The 15,669-nt window shown below is 56.3% G+C and carries 13 protein-coding genes and 1 pseudogene; 9 read left to right on the forward strand and 5 right to left on the reverse strand.

Features of this window, described 5'->3' with window-relative positions; translation table 11 throughout:
• The first annotated feature begins 33 nt into the window (after positions 1 to 33).
• The gene (locus tag C7476_RS02575) at positions 34 to 441 is read left to right on the forward strand and encodes a winged helix-turn-helix transcriptional regulator (RefSeq protein WP_114428321.1); all 408 of its coding nucleotides are present in this window, start codon (positions 34 to 36) and stop codon (positions 439 to 441) included.
• A 102-nt stretch (positions 442 to 543) separates the two neighbouring features.
• On the opposite strand, the gene groL is transcribed toward C7476_RS02575, so the two are convergent.
• Both groL and groES read right to left on the reverse strand, forming a co-directional pair.
• Entirely contained in the window at positions 544 to 2,190 is a 1,647-nt protein-coding gene (groL, locus tag C7476_RS02580) for a chaperonin GroEL (protein WP_106715528.1), read from the reverse strand.
• A gap of 57 nt (positions 2,191 to 2,247) precedes the next feature.
• Entirely contained in the window at positions 2,248 to 2,544 is a 297-nt protein-coding gene (groES, locus tag C7476_RS02585) for a co-chaperone GroES (RefSeq protein WP_106715529.1), read from the reverse strand.
• A 108-nt stretch (positions 2,545 to 2,652) separates the two neighbouring features.
• On the opposite strand from groES, the gene C7476_RS29060 reads away from it, so the two are divergent.
• Positions 2,653 to 2,778, forward strand: coding sequence for a hypothetical protein (locus C7476_RS29060; RefSeq protein ID WP_281032665.1), 126 nt, complete (start codon positions 2,653 to 2,655; stop codon positions 2,776 to 2,778).
• A gap of 12 nt (positions 2,779 to 2,790) precedes the next feature.
• Here C7476_RS29060 and C7476_RS02590 read toward each other — a convergent pair whose 3' ends face one another.
• Complete coding sequence (locus C7476_RS02590; protein ID WP_112525988.1) at positions 2,791 to 3,150, reverse strand: winged helix-turn-helix transcriptional regulator; 360 nt, start codon at positions 3,148 to 3,150, stop codon at positions 2,791 to 2,793.
• 102 nt (positions 3,151 to 3,252) lie between these two features.
• Between C7476_RS02590 and C7476_RS02595 the strand changes: the two are divergent.
• Positions 3,253 to 4,264: pseudogene (locus tag C7476_RS02595) on the forward strand (zinc-binding alcohol dehydrogenase family protein).
• A gap of 50 nt (positions 4,265 to 4,314) precedes the next feature.
• On the opposite strand, the gene C7476_RS02600 reads toward C7476_RS02595, so the two are convergent.
• Together C7476_RS02600 and C7476_RS02605 are read right to left on the reverse strand one after the other, a co-directional pair.
• A complete protein-coding gene (locus C7476_RS02600) occupies positions 4,315 to 4,629 on the reverse strand; it encodes an ArsR/SmtB family transcription factor (RefSeq protein WP_114428322.1) in 315 nt (104 codons plus the stop codon).
• A complete protein-coding gene (locus C7476_RS02605) occupies positions 4,626 to 5,624 on the reverse strand; it encodes a cation diffusion facilitator family transporter (RefSeq protein WP_114428323.1) in 999 nt (332 codons plus the stop codon). Before C7476_RS02605 ends, C7476_RS02600 begins: the two co-directional genes overlap by 4 nt.
• A 160-nt stretch (positions 5,625 to 5,784) precedes the next feature.
• Between C7476_RS02605 and C7476_RS02610 the strand changes: the two genes are divergently transcribed.
• From C7476_RS02610 to C7476_RS02635, 6 genes are all read left to right on the forward strand, one after another.
• Positions 5,785 to 6,633 carry a TIGR01459 family HAD-type hydrolase gene (locus tag C7476_RS02610; protein WP_114428547.1) on the forward strand — a complete coding sequence of 283 codons (849 nt, stop codon included), beginning with the start codon at positions 5,785 to 5,787 and terminating at the stop codon, positions 6,631 to 6,633.
• An 11-nt stretch (positions 6,634 to 6,644) separates the two neighbouring features.
• Positions 6,645 to 7,625, forward strand: coding sequence for a bifunctional riboflavin kinase/FAD synthetase (locus C7476_RS02615; RefSeq protein ID WP_114428548.1), 981 nt, complete (start codon positions 6,645 to 6,647; stop codon positions 7,623 to 7,625).
• Positions 7,626 to 7,728: 103 nt separating this feature from the next.
• Complete coding sequence (locus C7476_RS02620; RefSeq protein WP_114428324.1) at positions 7,729 to 8,571, forward strand: MipA/OmpV family protein; 843 nt, start codon at positions 7,729 to 7,731, stop codon at positions 8,569 to 8,571.
• Between the two features lie 272 nt (positions 8,572 to 8,843).
• Entirely contained in the window at positions 8,844 to 11,783 is a 2,940-nt protein-coding gene (ileS, locus tag C7476_RS02625; RefSeq protein ID WP_114428549.1) for an isoleucine--tRNA ligase, read from the forward strand.
• 190 nt (positions 11,784 to 11,973) lie between these two features.
• Positions 11,974 to 12,645, forward strand: coding sequence for a hypothetical protein (locus C7476_RS02630; RefSeq protein WP_114428325.1), 672 nt, complete (start codon positions 11,974 to 11,976; stop codon positions 12,643 to 12,645).
• Between the two features lie 374 nt (positions 12,646 to 13,019).
• Entirely contained in the window at positions 13,020 to 15,620 is a 2,601-nt protein-coding gene (locus tag C7476_RS02635; RefSeq protein ID WP_181872326.1) for an autotransporter outer membrane beta-barrel domain-containing protein, read from the forward strand.
• Positions 15,621 to 15,669 lie beyond the last annotated feature (49 nt).

Genomic DNA, 15,669 nt, shown 5'->3' on the forward strand with positions numbered 1-15,669 from the left:
GACTGTTCGAAACGACCGCAAGGAGGCACTTTTTTGAAACCAGATCACTTTGAAGTTACCTCTGCCTGCAGCGCGGTTCATCACATTCTGGCGCGCGTCGGCGACAAATGGACGGTGCTGGTCGTCAGTTATCTTGGCAATCGCTCAATGCGATTCAACGAGTTGAAGCGGGCTATCAACGGTATTTCGCAAAAGATGCTGACGAGCACACTACGGGGCCTCGAGCGCGATGGTTTCGTTACACGAACGGTCTATCCGACCATTCCGCCACGTGTGGACTACGACCTGACGGACCTGGGTCGCGATCTGCTCGTTCCCGTGCGAGGGCTTGGAGACTGGGCGATCAGGAACGAGCAACGTGTCAGCGAGGCCCGTGCCCGTTTCGACGCAGCCCACGGGAATGCCGAGGTACAGCGGAGATTCGCTGACGCGGCAGAATAGGGAATCCTGCTAACCCTATTGCACAAGTACGTTAAACAGCTGTGATAACAAAAAAGGCGGGTCGAAACCCGCCTTTTCCATATTTGCGTGGATGAGGACTTCTTAGAAGTCCATACCGCCCATGCCGCCCATTCCGCCGCCTGGCATCTGGGGAGCGCCGCCGTTGTCCTTCTTCGGAGCTTCGGCGATCATGGCTTCGGTGGTGACTAGAAGGCCAGCAACCGACGCCGCATCCTGCAGAGCAGTACGGACAACCTTGACCGGATCGACGATGCCGAGAGCGATCAGATCGCCGTACTCACCGTTGGCCGCATTGTAGCCATAGGTGTCCTTCTTATTCTCAAGGATCTTGCCAACAACGATCGAAGCTTCATCGCCTGCGTTCGTTGCGATCTGGCGAGCCGGAGCCTGCAAAGCGCGACGAACGATGTTGATGCCAGCATCCTGATCGGCATTTGCACCCTTGAGGGTAAGACCAGCCGAAGCGCGAAGGAGAGCAACGCCACCGCCAGCAACGATGCCTTCTTCAACAGCCGCACGGGTTGCATTGAGGGCGTCGTCGACGCGGTCCTTCTTTTCCTTCACTTCAACTTCCGTTGCACCGCCAACGCGGATAACGGCAACACCGCCAGCGAGCTTGGCAAGGCGTTCCTGCAGCTTCTCACGGTCGTAGTCGGAAGTGGTTTCGTCGATCTGCTGCTTGATCTGGCCGACGCGGGCGTTGATTTCGCCCTTCTTGCCATGACCGTCAACGATCGTGGTGTTTTCCTTGGTGATCGACACCTTCTTGGCGCGGCCGAGCATGTCGAGCGTAACGCTTTCGAGCTTGATGCCGAGATCTTCGGAAATAACCTGACCACCGGTGAGGATAGCGATGTCTTCCAGCATTGCCTTGCGGCGATCGCCGAAGCCAGGAGCCTTGACAGCAGCAATCTTCAGGCCGCCACGCAGCTTGTTGACGACGAGCGTAGCAAGAGCTTCGCCTTCGACGTCTTCAGAGATGATGACGAGTGGCTTGGAGGTCTGAACAACAGCTTCAAGAACCGGCAGAAGAGCCTGGAGGTTCGAGAGCTTCTTCTCGTGGAGGAGAATGTAGGCGTCTTCGAGATCAGCAACCATCTTTTCAGGGTTGGTGACGAAGTAAGGCGACAGGTAGCCGCGGTCGAACTGCATGCCTTCGACGACTTCGAGCTCGGTGTCAGCGGTCTTGGCTTCTTCAACGGTGATAACACCTTCGTTGCCAACCTTCTGCATTGCCTTGGCAATCATTTCGCCGATTTCGGTCTCGCCATTGGCAGAGATCGTGCCGACCTGCGCAACTTCTTCCGAAGTCTTGATCTTCTTGGCGCTCTTGCCGAGCTGCTTGACAACTTCAGCAACAGCAAGATCTATGCCGCGCTTCAGATCCATCGGGTTCATACCGGCAGCAACAGCCTTGCCGCCTTCCTGAACGATAGCCTGGGCAAGAACAGTAGCGGTCGTGGTGCCGTCGCCAGCAATGTCGTTCGTCTTCGAAGCGACTTCACGCACCATCTGTGCGCCCATGTTTTCGAACTTGTCTTCGAGTTCGATTTCCTTGGCAACGGTTACGCCGTCCTTGGTGATGCGCGGAGCGCCGAAGGACTTGTCGATAACAACGTTACGGCCTTTCGGGCCGAGTGTTACCTTGACAGCGTCTGCAAGGATGTTGACGCCGCGCAGCATGCGCTCACGCGCGTCGCGGCCGAATTTTACTTCTTTGGAAGCCATTTTATCTCTCCTGGGATTGAACCCGGTTTGATCGAAATTTTGATGAAAGGTCGGTGATTAGCCGAGGATACCCAGAATGTCGGATTCCTTCATGATCAGCAGGTCTTCGCCGCCAATCTTGACTTCCGTGCCGGACCACTTGCCGAACAGGATAAGATCGCCTGCCTTGACATCGAGTGGTACGAGCTTGCCTGCTTCGTCACGAGCGCCGGTGCCTACGGAGACGATTTCGCCTTCCTGTGGCTTTTCCTTGGCAGTATCCGGAATGATGATGCCGCCTGCAGTCTTTGCTTCGGATTCGACGCGGCGTACTACGACGCGGTCGTGAAGCGGGCGGAACTTGGTCTTGGCCATGGTTAGAACCCTTGATGTTGGTGTCAAAACGATGTCGCGAACAGCTGCGCCATCCGCGTTATTAGCACTCGACAGAGGTGAGTGCTAACTGCGGCCGGAGATAGTGGGATGACACTGAAGAGTCAAGGGAAAGCTGAGATGAATCTTTTCTGCGGTGAACCCAAAATCGGCAATCGCAAGGTGCTCGCAAGTGCTGCAACCAAGCTTTTATTCCATAAAAATGTGATGTATTGATGAAACGACGCGTCAGGCTGCTTCCACGTCGATCTTGTCGAGAGCGAGATTGGCATCACCCCATGCCTTCAAGGCGTTGATAACCGGCTCCAGGCTGCGGCCGCGCTCCGAAAGCGAATACTCGACCTTGGGCGGCACCTCGGCATAGACCTTGCGTATGATCAGCCCATCGGCTTCCAATTCGCGCAACTGGTTGGTCAGCATGCGCTGTGTGACATTAATCAGCTTGCGTCGAATCTCATTGAACCGCAGCGTACCTGACATGAGATGGTAGAGGATCACGCCTTTCCACTTGCCATCGATCAAGTTGAGAACACCTTCGACCGGGCAGCCGGCGGAGCAATCAAACGTCTTGTGGCGCACGCGCGGCATAACGGTATCCTTTTTGACACTATATGCGTTATATGTGCATTCTTGCACTTATGTAGCATAAGGCGCATCTCGGGCAGGTCAACTTTTCCAGGAGCAACGATCATGCGCGCTGTCGCCTATTTCGAATCACAACCCATCACCGCTGAAACTTCATTGGTCGATATCGACCTGCCGAAGCCCGAAGCAAGTGGCAGAGACTTGTTGGTTGAGGTGAGGGCGATATCTGTCAATCCCGTCGACACCAAGGTCCGGGTCAGGGTAAAACCGGAAGGGGGAACGCCCCAGGTACTTGGCTGGGATGCGTCGGGCGTTGTAGCCGCAGTGGGTCCCGAGGCACAATTCTTCAAGCCGGGTGATGAAGTGTTCTACGCTGGAGTGATCGATCGTCCCGGCACGAACTCAGAATTTCACCTCGTCGATGAGCGCATTGTCGGTAAGAAGCCGTCATCGCTAAGCTTCAGCGCCGCGGCCGCCTTACCGCTGACATCAATCACCGTGGGAAGCGTTGTTTGATCGGCTTCACGTCGAAACACCGGTCCTCGGGGCGGCCAATGCCATCGTTATCATCGGCGGCGCCGGTGGAGTTGGATCGATCGCTATTCAACTCGCGCGAAAGTTGACCAACCTCACCGTCATCGCCACGGCGTCGCGTCCGGAAACGCAGGCTTGGGCCCGTGATCTCGGCGCTCATCACGTCATAGATCACTCGAAACCCATAGCGGCCCAGGTTGAGGCGCTGGGTATAGGCGCTCCGGGATTCGTGTTCTCAACCACCAACTCCGATGCGCATCTTGCCGAAGTCGCCACGCTGATCGCGCCGCAGGGCCGGTTCGCACTGATTGATGATCCGAAGACGCTCGATGTCATGTTGCTGAAGCGCAAGAGCATATCGCTGCATTGGGAGTTGATGTTTACACGGGCGCTGTTCAAGACACCCGATATGGATGCACAGCATCGAATTTTGAACAAGGTGTCGGAACTCGTTGACGAAGGGACGATCAAAACAACTCTCGCCGATGACTTCGGCCCGATCAACGCAGCCAATTTGAAGAGAGCACATGCGCTGATCGAAAGCGGCCGCGCCAAGGGCAAGATCGTACTCTCCGGGTTCTAACCCTGCTAATTACGCTGGCTATATGAGTAGAAGCGCCCAAAAGTGCAGCGTCAATCCTCGCCGCCCTCTTCACAAACGTGATGCGCCATATCGACAAGCATGTCGCTGACATGCTTGTCGGCGAGCTCATAGAAAATCTGCTTGGCCTGCCGGTTGCCGCGTACCAGCCGTGCACCGCGCAATAGGCGCAAATGGTGGCTTACCAGCGATTGCGACAGATCGAGGCTCGTCGCTATATCACCGACTGATCTCGGCTCGTCGAGGCAGAAGAACAGGATGCGCAGCCGCGTCGGGTCGCCGAGCAGCCGAAACGTCTCTGCGAGGATCGTCGTATCGAGTTGTGATGGGATCGCCAGCTTGTTCAATGCTTATGGCCCTCGTGACGATGGTCATGCTCCGCATGGTCGTGATCCGCGTGGTCATGTTCTTCGTGGTCGCCGCCCGGCTCTACGCCAAGGCAGCAATCCTCCGGCGCGGTATCCGGCCAGTCGATGGCAATGGTGGAGTGTTCAATCCCGAATTTCGTCCTGAGCTCGATCTCGACCCGTTTGACCAGCAAACGCGGGTTGGCGTCCGCTTGCGGCAGCACATGCAACGTCGCGAGCGCTTTCCCTGATGTAATCATCCAGACGTGAACGTGCCGAACATTGGCGCAGCCGGGTATGGTTTTCTTCAAGTGCTGCTCGATTTCTTCAGGCGAGGCGTTCGCCGGCGCACCTTCAAGAAGAATATGCATTGAATTTCGCAGCAATGCCCAGGCGCTACGCAAGATAAGCAGGCAGACGAAGACAGAGAGGATGGGATCTATCGGCGTCCAGTCCGTATAATAGATGACGACAGCGGCGATGATTGTCCCGACGGAACCAAGCAGATCGCCAAGCACATGCAGGACTGCTCCTTTGATATTGACATGCTCGCTGTCGCCGCGCGTAAGGATCCAGAATACAGCTATGTTGATAACCAGTCCGATCGTCGCGACGATCAGCATCGGCCCTGCCAGTACTTCGCCGGGGTTGCGGAAGCGATCAATTGCTTCGATGGTAATCCAGATGAGAATCGCGAAGAGCGCTATGGCGTTCATCAGCCCGGCAATGACTTCAAAACGCAAATAACCGAACGTGCGGCGCTCATCCGCGGCCCGTTTGCCGAAATGGAATGCCGCATAGGACAGCGCGAGGGCAGCTGCGTCGGTCACCATGTGACCAGCATCGGCGATCAGCGCCAGCGAACCAGACAATAGACCGCCGATAACTTCGACGATCATGAAGGCAAATGTAATGAAAAACGCAATCAGCACTTTGCGCTGATTATCCACCGTGATCTTCGATGCGTGGTCGTGGCCTTCGTGTGAATGTGACATGGCTTGCCCTGGTGATAACCAACATATCAATAGTTGTTCATATGTATGCTGTCAATATTTGGACGCGAAACAATCGCCGATGATCATGGGTGACACATTTCATGCAATCGGGTAAGCGATGTCGGGCTTTGCGTTCTCGGAAAGGATCGGCATGACCGATATGATACATTTGCAGCGTCTCGACGAATTGATGGATCGTTACGATGTACTCCTCTGCGATGTCTGGGGCGTTCTACACAATGGCGTGGATTCCTTTGCTTCCGCATCAGCAGCGTTATCGCGTGCACGGAAAGCCGGTCTGACGGTCGTGCTCATAACCAATGCACCGCGCCGTTTCGATAGCGTTGCGCAGCAAATACACGCGCTTGGTGTTCCTGAATCATCCTATGATCGCATCGTCACGTCCGGCGATGTCACGCGCGAGTTGATCCGCAATGCGCCGCGCCATGTCTTTCACCTTGGGCCTGAGCGCGATGAAACGCTGTATGAAGGGCTGGACGTCGAACTTGTCGAGGAACGCGAAGCAGACGTCGTCGTGTGCACCGGATTCTTTGATGATGAGACGGAAACGCCGGAAGATTATGCAGAAATGCTCACTCGATTCCGGTCGCGCGATCTGCCGTTCATTTGCGCCAATCCGGATATTGTCGTCGAACGTGGCGACCGCCTCATTTGGTGCGCGGGAGCACTTGCCCGTGATTACAGTCAACTCGGTGGCCGGACATTGATTGCCGGCAAACCGCATCGCCCAATCTACGAGGCCGCTGTTGCCGCTGCTGCGGAAGTGCGCGGAGAGCCTGTCGATCTCGCGCGCGTCCTCGCTATCGGCGATGGTATGCTGACTGACATCAAGGGCGCCGACCTTTTCGGGATCGATGCTCTCTATATTTCTGGTGGTATCCACGCGGGAGACTACGTCATGGGCGGCGTTCAAGACCTTGAGAAACTGCTTGCATTTCTGGCGAAGCACGGCAGCAATCCTGTGGCCACAATGACAATGCTGGCCTGAGGCTAATGTTCATGTCGATCTTGCGTCTGAGCGATCCGAACCATTTGCCCGAGCACCTCAAAGATGCCGTTGTCGCGATTGGCAATTTTGATGGTGTGCATCGCGGTCACCAGGCTGTGCTGGAACGTGCGCTCGAGGCGGCGCAGGCGGCGGGAAAGCCTTCCCTAGTGCTGACTTTCGAGCCGCATCCGCGCAGCGTGTTTGTACCGGACCAGCCGGTCGACCGCTTGACCCCGGCCGCCGAGAAAGCCTCCATTCTCGAAGCATTGGGCTTTGATGCAGTGGTCGAGTGCCATTTCACCCGCGAGTTTTCGCAGCTGACTGCGGACGTATTTGTAGACCGGATACTGGTCGGCGCCCTGGCGGCGAGCCGCATCGTTACTGGTTTTGATTTTCATTTCGGCAAGAACCGTCAGGGCGGACCCGCCTTTCTGATGGATGCCGGCGAAAAGCGTGGCTTTCACGTCACTCTGGTCGATGCCTTCCGCGATGAGGGCGGCCACGCAATCTCATCGAGCCGTATTCGCGAACTTTTCGGCGAAGGGGAGGTGGTGGAGGCCGCGGGTCTACTCGGTTATCGCCACCGTATTCGGGCAGAGGTCATTCGCGGCAAACAGCTAGGCCGCACCATTGGATTTCCGACAGCCAACATGGTTTTGCCGCCGGAAACACATCTGAAACACGGCATTTACGCCGTGCGCTTCCGCAGGGCGGACGGCACACTCTACGATGGCGTTGCCAGCTTCGGCCGGCGGCCGACCGTCGACACGGACGGCGAACCGCTGCTCGAAACCTATGTCTTCGACTTCAACGGCGATCTCTATGGTGAAACCTGCGCTGTATCATTCTTTGGTTATCTGCGCGGCGAGGAAAAATTCGACGGCCTGAAACCGATGATGCAGCAAATTAAGCGTGATGAAGAGGAATCGCGGGCCTTGCTGCAGGGTGTGCGGCCATTGTCGGCGCTCGACCAGACGATCAACTTCGATTGAATTGGTAAATTGTTTACCAAGACAATAAAGCCAATTTTATCTATCTTTCGGTAGTTTCGCCAGATAGCTTGCCACCTCCCAGGCAGGGTTCCGGAGTAATTTCATGTCTATTCGCCTGATTGGCGCTCTCTCGAGCGCACTGTTTTTTGCGGGATCAACTGCAGTTTTTGCTGATGAGTATTATCCGGACAGCCAGCCAACCAGTAGCACGCGCGGGGATCATTGGTGGTCGGGTGACTGGTATCTGACGCTTGGTGCCAAAGGCTTCGTTGCTCCAAAGTATGAAGGCGCCAAGGACTATATGCTCAGCGCTGCCCCGGTTATCTCCCTTGGCCGTGCAGGTAAGTCGGTTCGTTTTTCCTCGCTCAACGACAACGCCTCCCTCGGTTTCATCGACACAGGCGTTTTTCGGGCTGGTATCACGGGTAAACTGATCACCGGGCGCGACCGTGGTGACTCTGACGATCTCAAAGGCCTTCACGATGTCGACTGGGGATTCGAGCTCGGTGGCTTTGCAGAATTCTATCCGACAGACAATATTCGCGGTCGGGTCGAGGTACGGCGCGGTATCGGCGCTCATGACGGCGTCGTTGCCGATTTTGCCATCGATGCTTTCAAGGACATAACACCGACAGTGCGCGTGTCTGCGGGCCCACGTGCAACCGTCGCCTCCAAAGATTATTTCGAGGAATATTATGGTGTGACTGCCAGCGAGTCTGCGGCGTCGGGCCTCGCACGGTATTCTCCGGGCGGTGGCCTTAAATCGCTTGGGGTCGGCGGTCAAATCACCTGGCAGACCACCGACAAGATCACCACGAGCGCCTATGCCGAGTATAGCCGGTTGATGGGACCAGCGGCAGATTCAAGCCTTGTCAGGGAGCGCGGTTCGGCCAATCAGGCGACGTTGGGCGTGCAGGCAACCTACCGCTTCGACTTCGCTCTCTAAGGTGTTGAGGACGCGCACGCGAAGTTTATTGCGCCTCCCTCTTTATTCTATGAGCGGTGATTGCTAAAAGCGCGGCATGAAAACCGTTTGCTGGACTGGCGCGCAGTCCATACCTATTCAGGCGATACGAATTACTGGCCCGGCCTTGCCGCGTTCCTGAAGCTTCGGCTTTGCGGTGCGGAAGGTCCGGGGCGGCGCCTTTGCGCTCTTATATGATTTCTTCGAATTTTGCCCGCTGCGATAACGCGCGGGCCCCATCACAAGCTGGTAAAATGACCGATACGTCCACGACACTTGACTATTCGAAAACACTCTATCTGCCGCAGACGGACTTTCCGATGCGCGCCGGGCTGCCTGCCAAGGAGCCGGAATTCGTCGCACGCTGGCAGGAGATGAAGCTCTACGAGAAGCTGCGTGAGGACGCGAATGGGCGTCCGCTCTATGTCCTGCATGATGGTCCGCCCTATGCCAACGGCAACATCCATATCGGCCACGCGCTGAACAAGATCCTCAAGGACGTCATCACCCGTTCATTCCAGATGCGCGGCTATAATTCCAATTATGTGCCCGGCTGGGACTGCCACGGCTTGCCGATCGAATGGAAGATCGAGGAGCAGTACCGCGCCAAAGGCAAGGACAAGGACGACGTGCCGATCAACGAATTCCGCAAGGAATGCCGTGAGTTCGCCACCCACTGGATCAAGGTCCAGTCGGCGGAGTTCAAGCGCCTCGGCATCGAAGGCGATTTCGAAAACCCCTACACGACGATGGCCTTCCATGCGGAAAGCCGCATTGCCGGTGAATTATTGAAATTCGCCATGTCCGGCCAGCTTTATCGCGGCTCGAAGCCCGTTATGTGGTCGGTGGTCGAGCGGACGGCGCTCGCCGAAGCGGAGGTCGAATACGCCGACATCGAAAGCGACACGATCTGGGTGAAATTCCCGGTGCTTTTCATGAGCCGTGATGGCGCCGAAATGAAACCTGAATTGCTGAATGCTCATGTCGTCATCTGGACGACGACCCCCTGGACCATCCCAGGTAACCGTGCCGTTAGCTATTCGCCACGCGTTGCCTATGGTCTATATGAGGTTGAATCTGCGGAGAATGATTTCGGTCCACGTCCAGGTGAAAAGCTGATCTTTGCCGATGCGCTTGCCGAAGAATCGGCAACGAAAGCAAAGCTGACCTTCAAGCGCATCAGGACGGTTTCGGCTGATGAACTTGCAGCGATCACGCTTGCTCATCCCTTTAAAGGCCTTGGCGGCGGATATGAATTTCCCGTGCCCATGCTGCCCGGCGATCATGTCACCGACGATGCCGGCACAGGTTTCGTGCATACCTCTCCCAGTCATGGCCGCGAGGATTTCGATGCATGGACGGATGCGCGCAGCGACCTTGAAGCTCGTGGCATTTCTTCGGCCATCCCGTTCACCGTCGATGATGCCGGCTACTATACCAAGGACGCGCCGGGCTTCGGACCGGACCGTGAAGGCGGTGCCGCGCGCGTTATCGACGACAATGGCAAGAAGGGCGATGCCAACAAGGCCGTCATCGAAGAACTCATTGCCCGCAACGCATTGTTTGCGCGGGGCCGCCTCAAGCACTCGTATCCGCATTCGTGGCGCTCGAAGAAGCCGGTGATCTTCCGCAATACACCGCAATGGTTCGTCTATATGGACAAGGACCTCGGCGATCAGACGACGCTTCGTTCGCGCGCGCTTGCCGCGATCGACGAAACACGTTTCGTCCCTGCCGGTGGCCAGAATCGGCTTCGCGCCATGATCGAGGATCGGCCCGATTGGGTGTTGTCGCGCCAGCGCGCCTGGGGTGTGCCGATCTGCGTCTTCGCTGATGACGATGGCAATGTCCTGAAGGACGACGGCGTCAACGCTCGCATCCTCGCAGCGTTCGAAGAAGAAGGTGCCGATGCATGGTTTGCCGAAGGTGCTCGCGAGCGGTTCCTTGGCGAAAAGGCCAATGAGCCGTGGACGCAGGTCCGCGACATTCTCGATGTCTGGTTCGATTCCGGTTCAACCCATGTGTTTACGCTGGAGGACCGGCCCGACCTGAAATGGCCTGCCGATGTCTATCTCGAAGGTTCCGACCAGCACCGCGGCTGGTTCCATTCCTCGCTGCTGGAAAGCTGCGGTACGCGTGGTCGTGCGCCCTACGACACCCTTGTCACCCATGGGTTCACCATGGACGAAGAGGGGCGAAAGATGTCGAAATCGCTCGGCAATACGGTGACGCCGCAGGATGTCATCAAGGATTCCGGTGCGGATATCCTGCGTCTTTGGGTCATGACGACTGATTATTGGGAAGACCAACGTCTCGGCAAGAACATCATCCAGACCAACATCGACGCCTATCGCAAATTGCGTAACACGATCCGCTGGATGCTTGGCACGCTTGCTCATGATGAGGGCGATGAGATCGCCTATCAGGATATGCCAGAGCTCGAGAAGCTGATGCTGCATCGGCTTGCGGAACTCGATGAAGTTGTACGCACGGGCTATGACGCTTTCGAGTTCAAGCGTATCACACGCGCGCTTATCGACTTCATGAATGTCGAACTCTCGGCCTTGTATTTCGATATTCGCAAGGACTCGCTCTATTGCGATGCGCCGTCGAGCATCAGACGCAAAGCCTCGCTTCAAGTCGTTCGCTATCTCTTTGACCGCATCGTCACGTGGCTGGCCCCGATGCTACCGTTCACGATGGAGGAGGCTTGGCTGGACCTCCACAAGGACGCAGTATCGGTGCATCTGGAGCAGTTCCGCGAAGCGCCAAAGGAATGGAAGAACGACGAACTCGCCGCCAAATGGCGCAAGGTGAAAGATGTCCGCCGTGTCGTAACTGGCGCGCTCGAACTGGAGAGGGCAAAGAAAACCATCGGCTCGTCCTTGGAGGCGGCGCCTGTGGTCTACATTACCGATCCGGAATTGCTTGCCGCGGTGAAAGGTCTGGATATGGCGGAGATCTGCATCACCAGCGACATCACGATAAAAAGCGAAAAAGCACCTTCAGTTGCATTTGTCGCCGATGATGTGAAGGGCGTCGCAGTCGTATCTCAACGTGCAACAGGCATGAAGTGTGCCCGTTCGTGGCGATATACGCACGATGTCGGCTTGGACCCGGCTTTCCCGGACGTTTCAGCCCGCGACGCCGTCGCTCTACATGAGCTGGAAAAACTTGGAAAACTTGCTGTTTAGAGAAGAAATGCGGATTGCTGGATAAAGTGATCCGCATATCCTCTGTAAAAACATGCACAGACTTGCTTAATCTAATCGGCCTCATGTAAAAGGCTTGCCATTGAGTTGCCTGATTTTAGAGGCAGGGCATAGATCAAGCAAAATTGATCGGCAGTCGGAACTGCCCAGACATGGGTTGGAAATAGCGAATATGGATTTGAACGGACGCATTACGGTTTTCGGTGCACTGGTCGCGTCACTGGCGCTTGGCGGCTGCATGTCGTCGCCCACCTATGGTACGGATAAAACCGCTGGCAGCCAGCTCCTCGACGACGTATCGAACATGGCCTCCTTCGGACAATCCAAGAAGAAGAACCAGATCGCTTACAACCCGCGTCCCGAACTCGTCCGCCCAGCCGAGGGCAAGGTAGCACAACTGCCAGCACCGCAGAATGATGTCGTGACAACCGACAGCGCAAACTGGCCGGAATCGCCCGAGGCGCGGCGCAAGCGCATACGCGACACAGCTACCGCCAACCAGAACAATCCGAATTTCGTGCCGGAAGTCGAGAATGATATGCCTCTTGCCCAGCAATCTGCAGGCAAGCCGGAATATGGGTTCTTCAACGACAAGTCTCCCGCCAATCAGGGATCGAAAAGCAGTGCGGGGGCAGATTTTCGCGCTCGCAAGCTTGCGTCAACAGCCGGATCGCCAACGACGCGTCGTTACCTGAGCGAGCCGCCACTCGAATACCGTGCGCCAGCCTCAACCGCTGCAGCCAATGAGCTGGGTGAAGACGAGGCCAAGAAAGAACGGGAACGTAAAGCCGCTGCCAAAAAAGACAAAGGCTTCAGTTGGAAAAGTCTCATTCCTTGGGAATAGAGATTCACCGAGCGCGCGCAGTCTGCAGGTCACACAATTGTTGGCCACTATTCCTTGACCGACCGCGAAGGTCGTCAAGACCGGCAATAATTGCAACTACGACGATATTTGCGCACCCTAATACTTAAGTGTTATTATTTCTGACACTAGTCGAAACCCTTGGGGCGTTGGGGGGTGTTCGAATGATTGTTGTCAGGGTGAGGGATAAAACTACTCGTGCTTTGCGCACGGGTCTGACAACGTTCTTTTTGTCCTTGGTTACTCTCCTATCTGCGGAACCGGGCGTTGCACAACAAATCGTCACGAGCGGCCATATCACCAGCGGAATTCTGACAACCCCCGGCCCACAGCCCAGTCCTTGGGATGTGGGATATTTGCTTGATGTCGGCAGCGATCTTATCGGCGGGATCGATGGCGAAGGTTCACTGATCATTCGTGATGGTGGTGTTGCATTTCTTTCGCGTAACGATCTGATTATAACTCGATTCACGACGGATATCGGGAGCAATACTGCCTCTGTTGGCACCGTTCTCGTGACAGGAGCGGGATCGTTGTTCGACTATGGCCATCAGATGTTGATCGGCGGAGCTGGATCAGGGGTGCTCGTTATCGAGAATGGTGCAAGGGTCTTCGATGCCGGTGCGGATTTTAATGGGGATCCTGCAGCGGCGGCGATCGGGTCAGAAGCCGGCGGCTCTGGAACGGTCCGAGTTGATGGCACCGGTTCCCTCTGGGAGGCCGGATCCCGGCTAAGCGTCGGCATTCGAGGCTCAGGTTCGCTGGATATCATTGAAGGTGGCCGCGTATCGACCGATACGGTCGTCGCTGTAGCGCGATTCCCCGAAGGCAGCGGCGCTGTCACCACCCGGGGTGTCAACTCAATGCTCGATCCGGGGCGTTTTCTGTTCGTCGGCCTCGGCGGGAGTGGTTCGCTCTCAGTGCTGGACGGCGCCGCTGTTCGAAGTCTTGATAGGGTTGATATTGGCGGAGGGGCTGGGGTACCTGCGCAGAATATCGCAGCCGGATCAGGGACCGGCATTGTCAATGTCGCTGGCACAGGAGCTACGCTTTCTGCTGCATCGGAACTGACCATTGGAAATTCCGGTACCGGAACATTGAACATTGGTAGCGGCGGTACAGTTACAAGCCCAGTCATAAGCATCGCTTCCGAATCTGGTTCGTCAGGAACGCTCAACGTTCTAGGCGGAACTTTGCAAACGGATAGCATCGCTTTTGGCGCAGGCAACGGCACGTTCAATCTCGATCCCGCGACGGACTATAATCTTGCTGCTCGCATGAGTGGGCTGGGCGCATTCAATGTGCTTTCAGGCAACGTGATCCAGACAGGAGACAGCAGCGCTTTCTCGGGCAATACAAATCTCGCCGGCGGCGATCTTATTGTGAATGGCACACTTGGCGGAGCTGTCACTGTTCAAGCTGGCAATTTACTGGGTGGGACGGGTACCGTGGGCTCGACGTCGATCAGTGATGGCGGTCTGCTTGCTCCCGGCAATTCCATCGGTACCCTGCATGTCAACGGCAATCTCTCGTTCAGCCAAGGGTCGACCTATCAGGTCGAAGTCGATCCGGCTGGCAACAGCGACGGGACATTGGTCTCTGGAAATGCAACGCTGGGCAGCGCACATGTGGATGTCATCGCTTCATCCGGCAGTTGGCGTATCGGTACGTCCTATACCATCCTGACGGCCACGGGCGGATTGAATGGCAGCGAGTTCGGCGTCGTGACATCGAACCTCCAGTTCCTCGATCCCGCCCTGACCTATGATCCAAACAACGTCATGCTGATCCTGCGCCGCAACGACATCGACTTTGCCGAAATCGCAAAGACACCCAATCAGCGCAGCGCCGCAAAATCTATCGACGATTTCGTCGCGCTGGATCCAATGCCTGATGACAATCCCCTCATCGGAAAATTGCTGGGATTGGACAGGGCGATCGCACCGCTGACGATCGCCCAGCTGCCCGGTGAAATTCACGCTTCTCTCAAGAGCGTGCTGCTGGATGACAGCCATTTCATACGGGATGCGGCCAACAACCGGCTTCGTGCTGCATTCGGGGCCGTCGCAGCGCCGTCCTTTCCGATTCTGGCTTATGGGCCAGACGGTGTCGAGCCCCAGGCAGCGGCAGTCGATCGCTTCACCGTTTGGGGGCAAGGTTTCGGGTCGTGGGCCGATTGGAACAGCAATGACCAAGTGCCTGGTCTTGAACGATCGGTGGGCGGCATTCTGGTCGGCGGCGACGTGCCGTTTGGCGGAAATACCCGCATCGGCATGTTGGCTGGTTATAGCCACACCAGCATCGACGAACCAGGCCTGGGTGCTTCAGCCGATGTCGATAATTATCATTTAGGTATCTATGGGGGTGCGGAGTTTGGGACCCTCAACCTGCGCTCGGGTGCAAACTATACTTGGCATGCCATCGACACCGATCGTCTGGTCCAGTTCACAGGATCGCAGGAACGTCTGTCTGCCAACTACGATGGTGGAACGGCACAGGTCTTTGGCGAATTGAGCTATGGAGTTCAGGTCAAAAGCATCGCTCTCGAGCCGTTTGCCAATTTGTCCTATGCCAATCTGCATGTTGACAGTTTCGCTGAAAAGGGCGGTTCGGCCGCGCTGGCCGGTGCTTCGTCGGACACCGATGTGACATTTACCACGCTTGGATTGCGCATCTCAAAGCAATTGTTGTTCGGCGATGCCAGGGCAACGCTTCGCGGCATGGCAGGCTGGCAGCATGCGTACGGTGATGTCACGCCGTTATCGTCGCTTGCATTTGGCGGTATGGATAGCTTCGAGATATCGGCATTGCCGCTCGCTCGGGATGCTGCGCTGGTCGAGTTGGGTTTTGACATTGATCTGGCGCCGGCCACCACGTTTGGCTTTTCCTATCGTGGGCAGATTGCCAGCGAAGTGCAGGATCATGGTGTCAAAGCCGATCTGACAGTGCGATTCTAGCAGCGAGAATTGTGGAACGGATTGATGCTTTCGTTTACAAGGGGACCGC

The sequence above is a fragment of the Phyllobacterium bourgognense genome, assembly GCF_003337575.1.
Classification (GTDB): domain Bacteria; phylum Pseudomonadota; class Alphaproteobacteria; order Rhizobiales; family Rhizobiaceae; genus Phyllobacterium; species Phyllobacterium bourgognense.

What these genes read in the sequence shown, in the direction of transcription:
- groL (WP_106715528.1), bottom strand. Translation starts at nt 2,190, where the DNA reads ATGGCTTCCAAAGAAGTAAAATTCGGCCGCGACGCGCGTGAGCGCATG.
- groES (WP_106715529.1), bottom strand. Translation starts at nt 2,544, where the DNA reads ATGGCCAAGACCAAGTTCCGCCCGCTTCACGACCGCGTCGTAGTACGC.
- C7476_RS29060 (WP_281032665.1), top strand. Translation starts at nt 2,653, where the DNA reads ATGACACTGAAGAGTCAAGGGAAAGCTGAGATGAATCTTTTCTGCGGT.
- C7476_RS02590 (WP_112525988.1), bottom strand. Translation starts at nt 3,150, where the DNA reads ATGCCGCGCGTGCGCCACAAGACGTTTGATTGCTCCGCCGGCTGCCCG.
- C7476_RS02605 (WP_114428323.1), bottom strand. Translation starts at nt 5,624, where the DNA reads ATGTCACATTCACACGAAGGCCACGACCACGCATCGAAGATCACGGTG.
- C7476_RS02610 (WP_114428547.1), top strand. Translation starts at nt 5,785, where the DNA reads ATGATACATTTGCAGCGTCTCGACGAATTGATGGATCGTTACGATGTA.
- C7476_RS02615 (WP_114428548.1), top strand. Translation starts at nt 6,645, where the DNA reads ATGTCGATCTTGCGTCTGAGCGATCCGAACCATTTGCCCGAGCACCTC.
- C7476_RS02620 (WP_114428324.1), top strand. Translation starts at nt 7,729, where the DNA reads ATGTCTATTCGCCTGATTGGCGCTCTCTCGAGCGCACTGTTTTTTGCG.
- ileS (WP_114428549.1), top strand. Translation starts at nt 8,844, where the DNA reads ATGACCGATACGTCCACGACACTTGACTATTCGAAAACACTCTATCTG.
- C7476_RS02630 (WP_114428325.1), top strand. Translation starts at nt 11,974, where the DNA reads ATGGATTTGAACGGACGCATTACGGTTTTCGGTGCACTGGTCGCGTCA.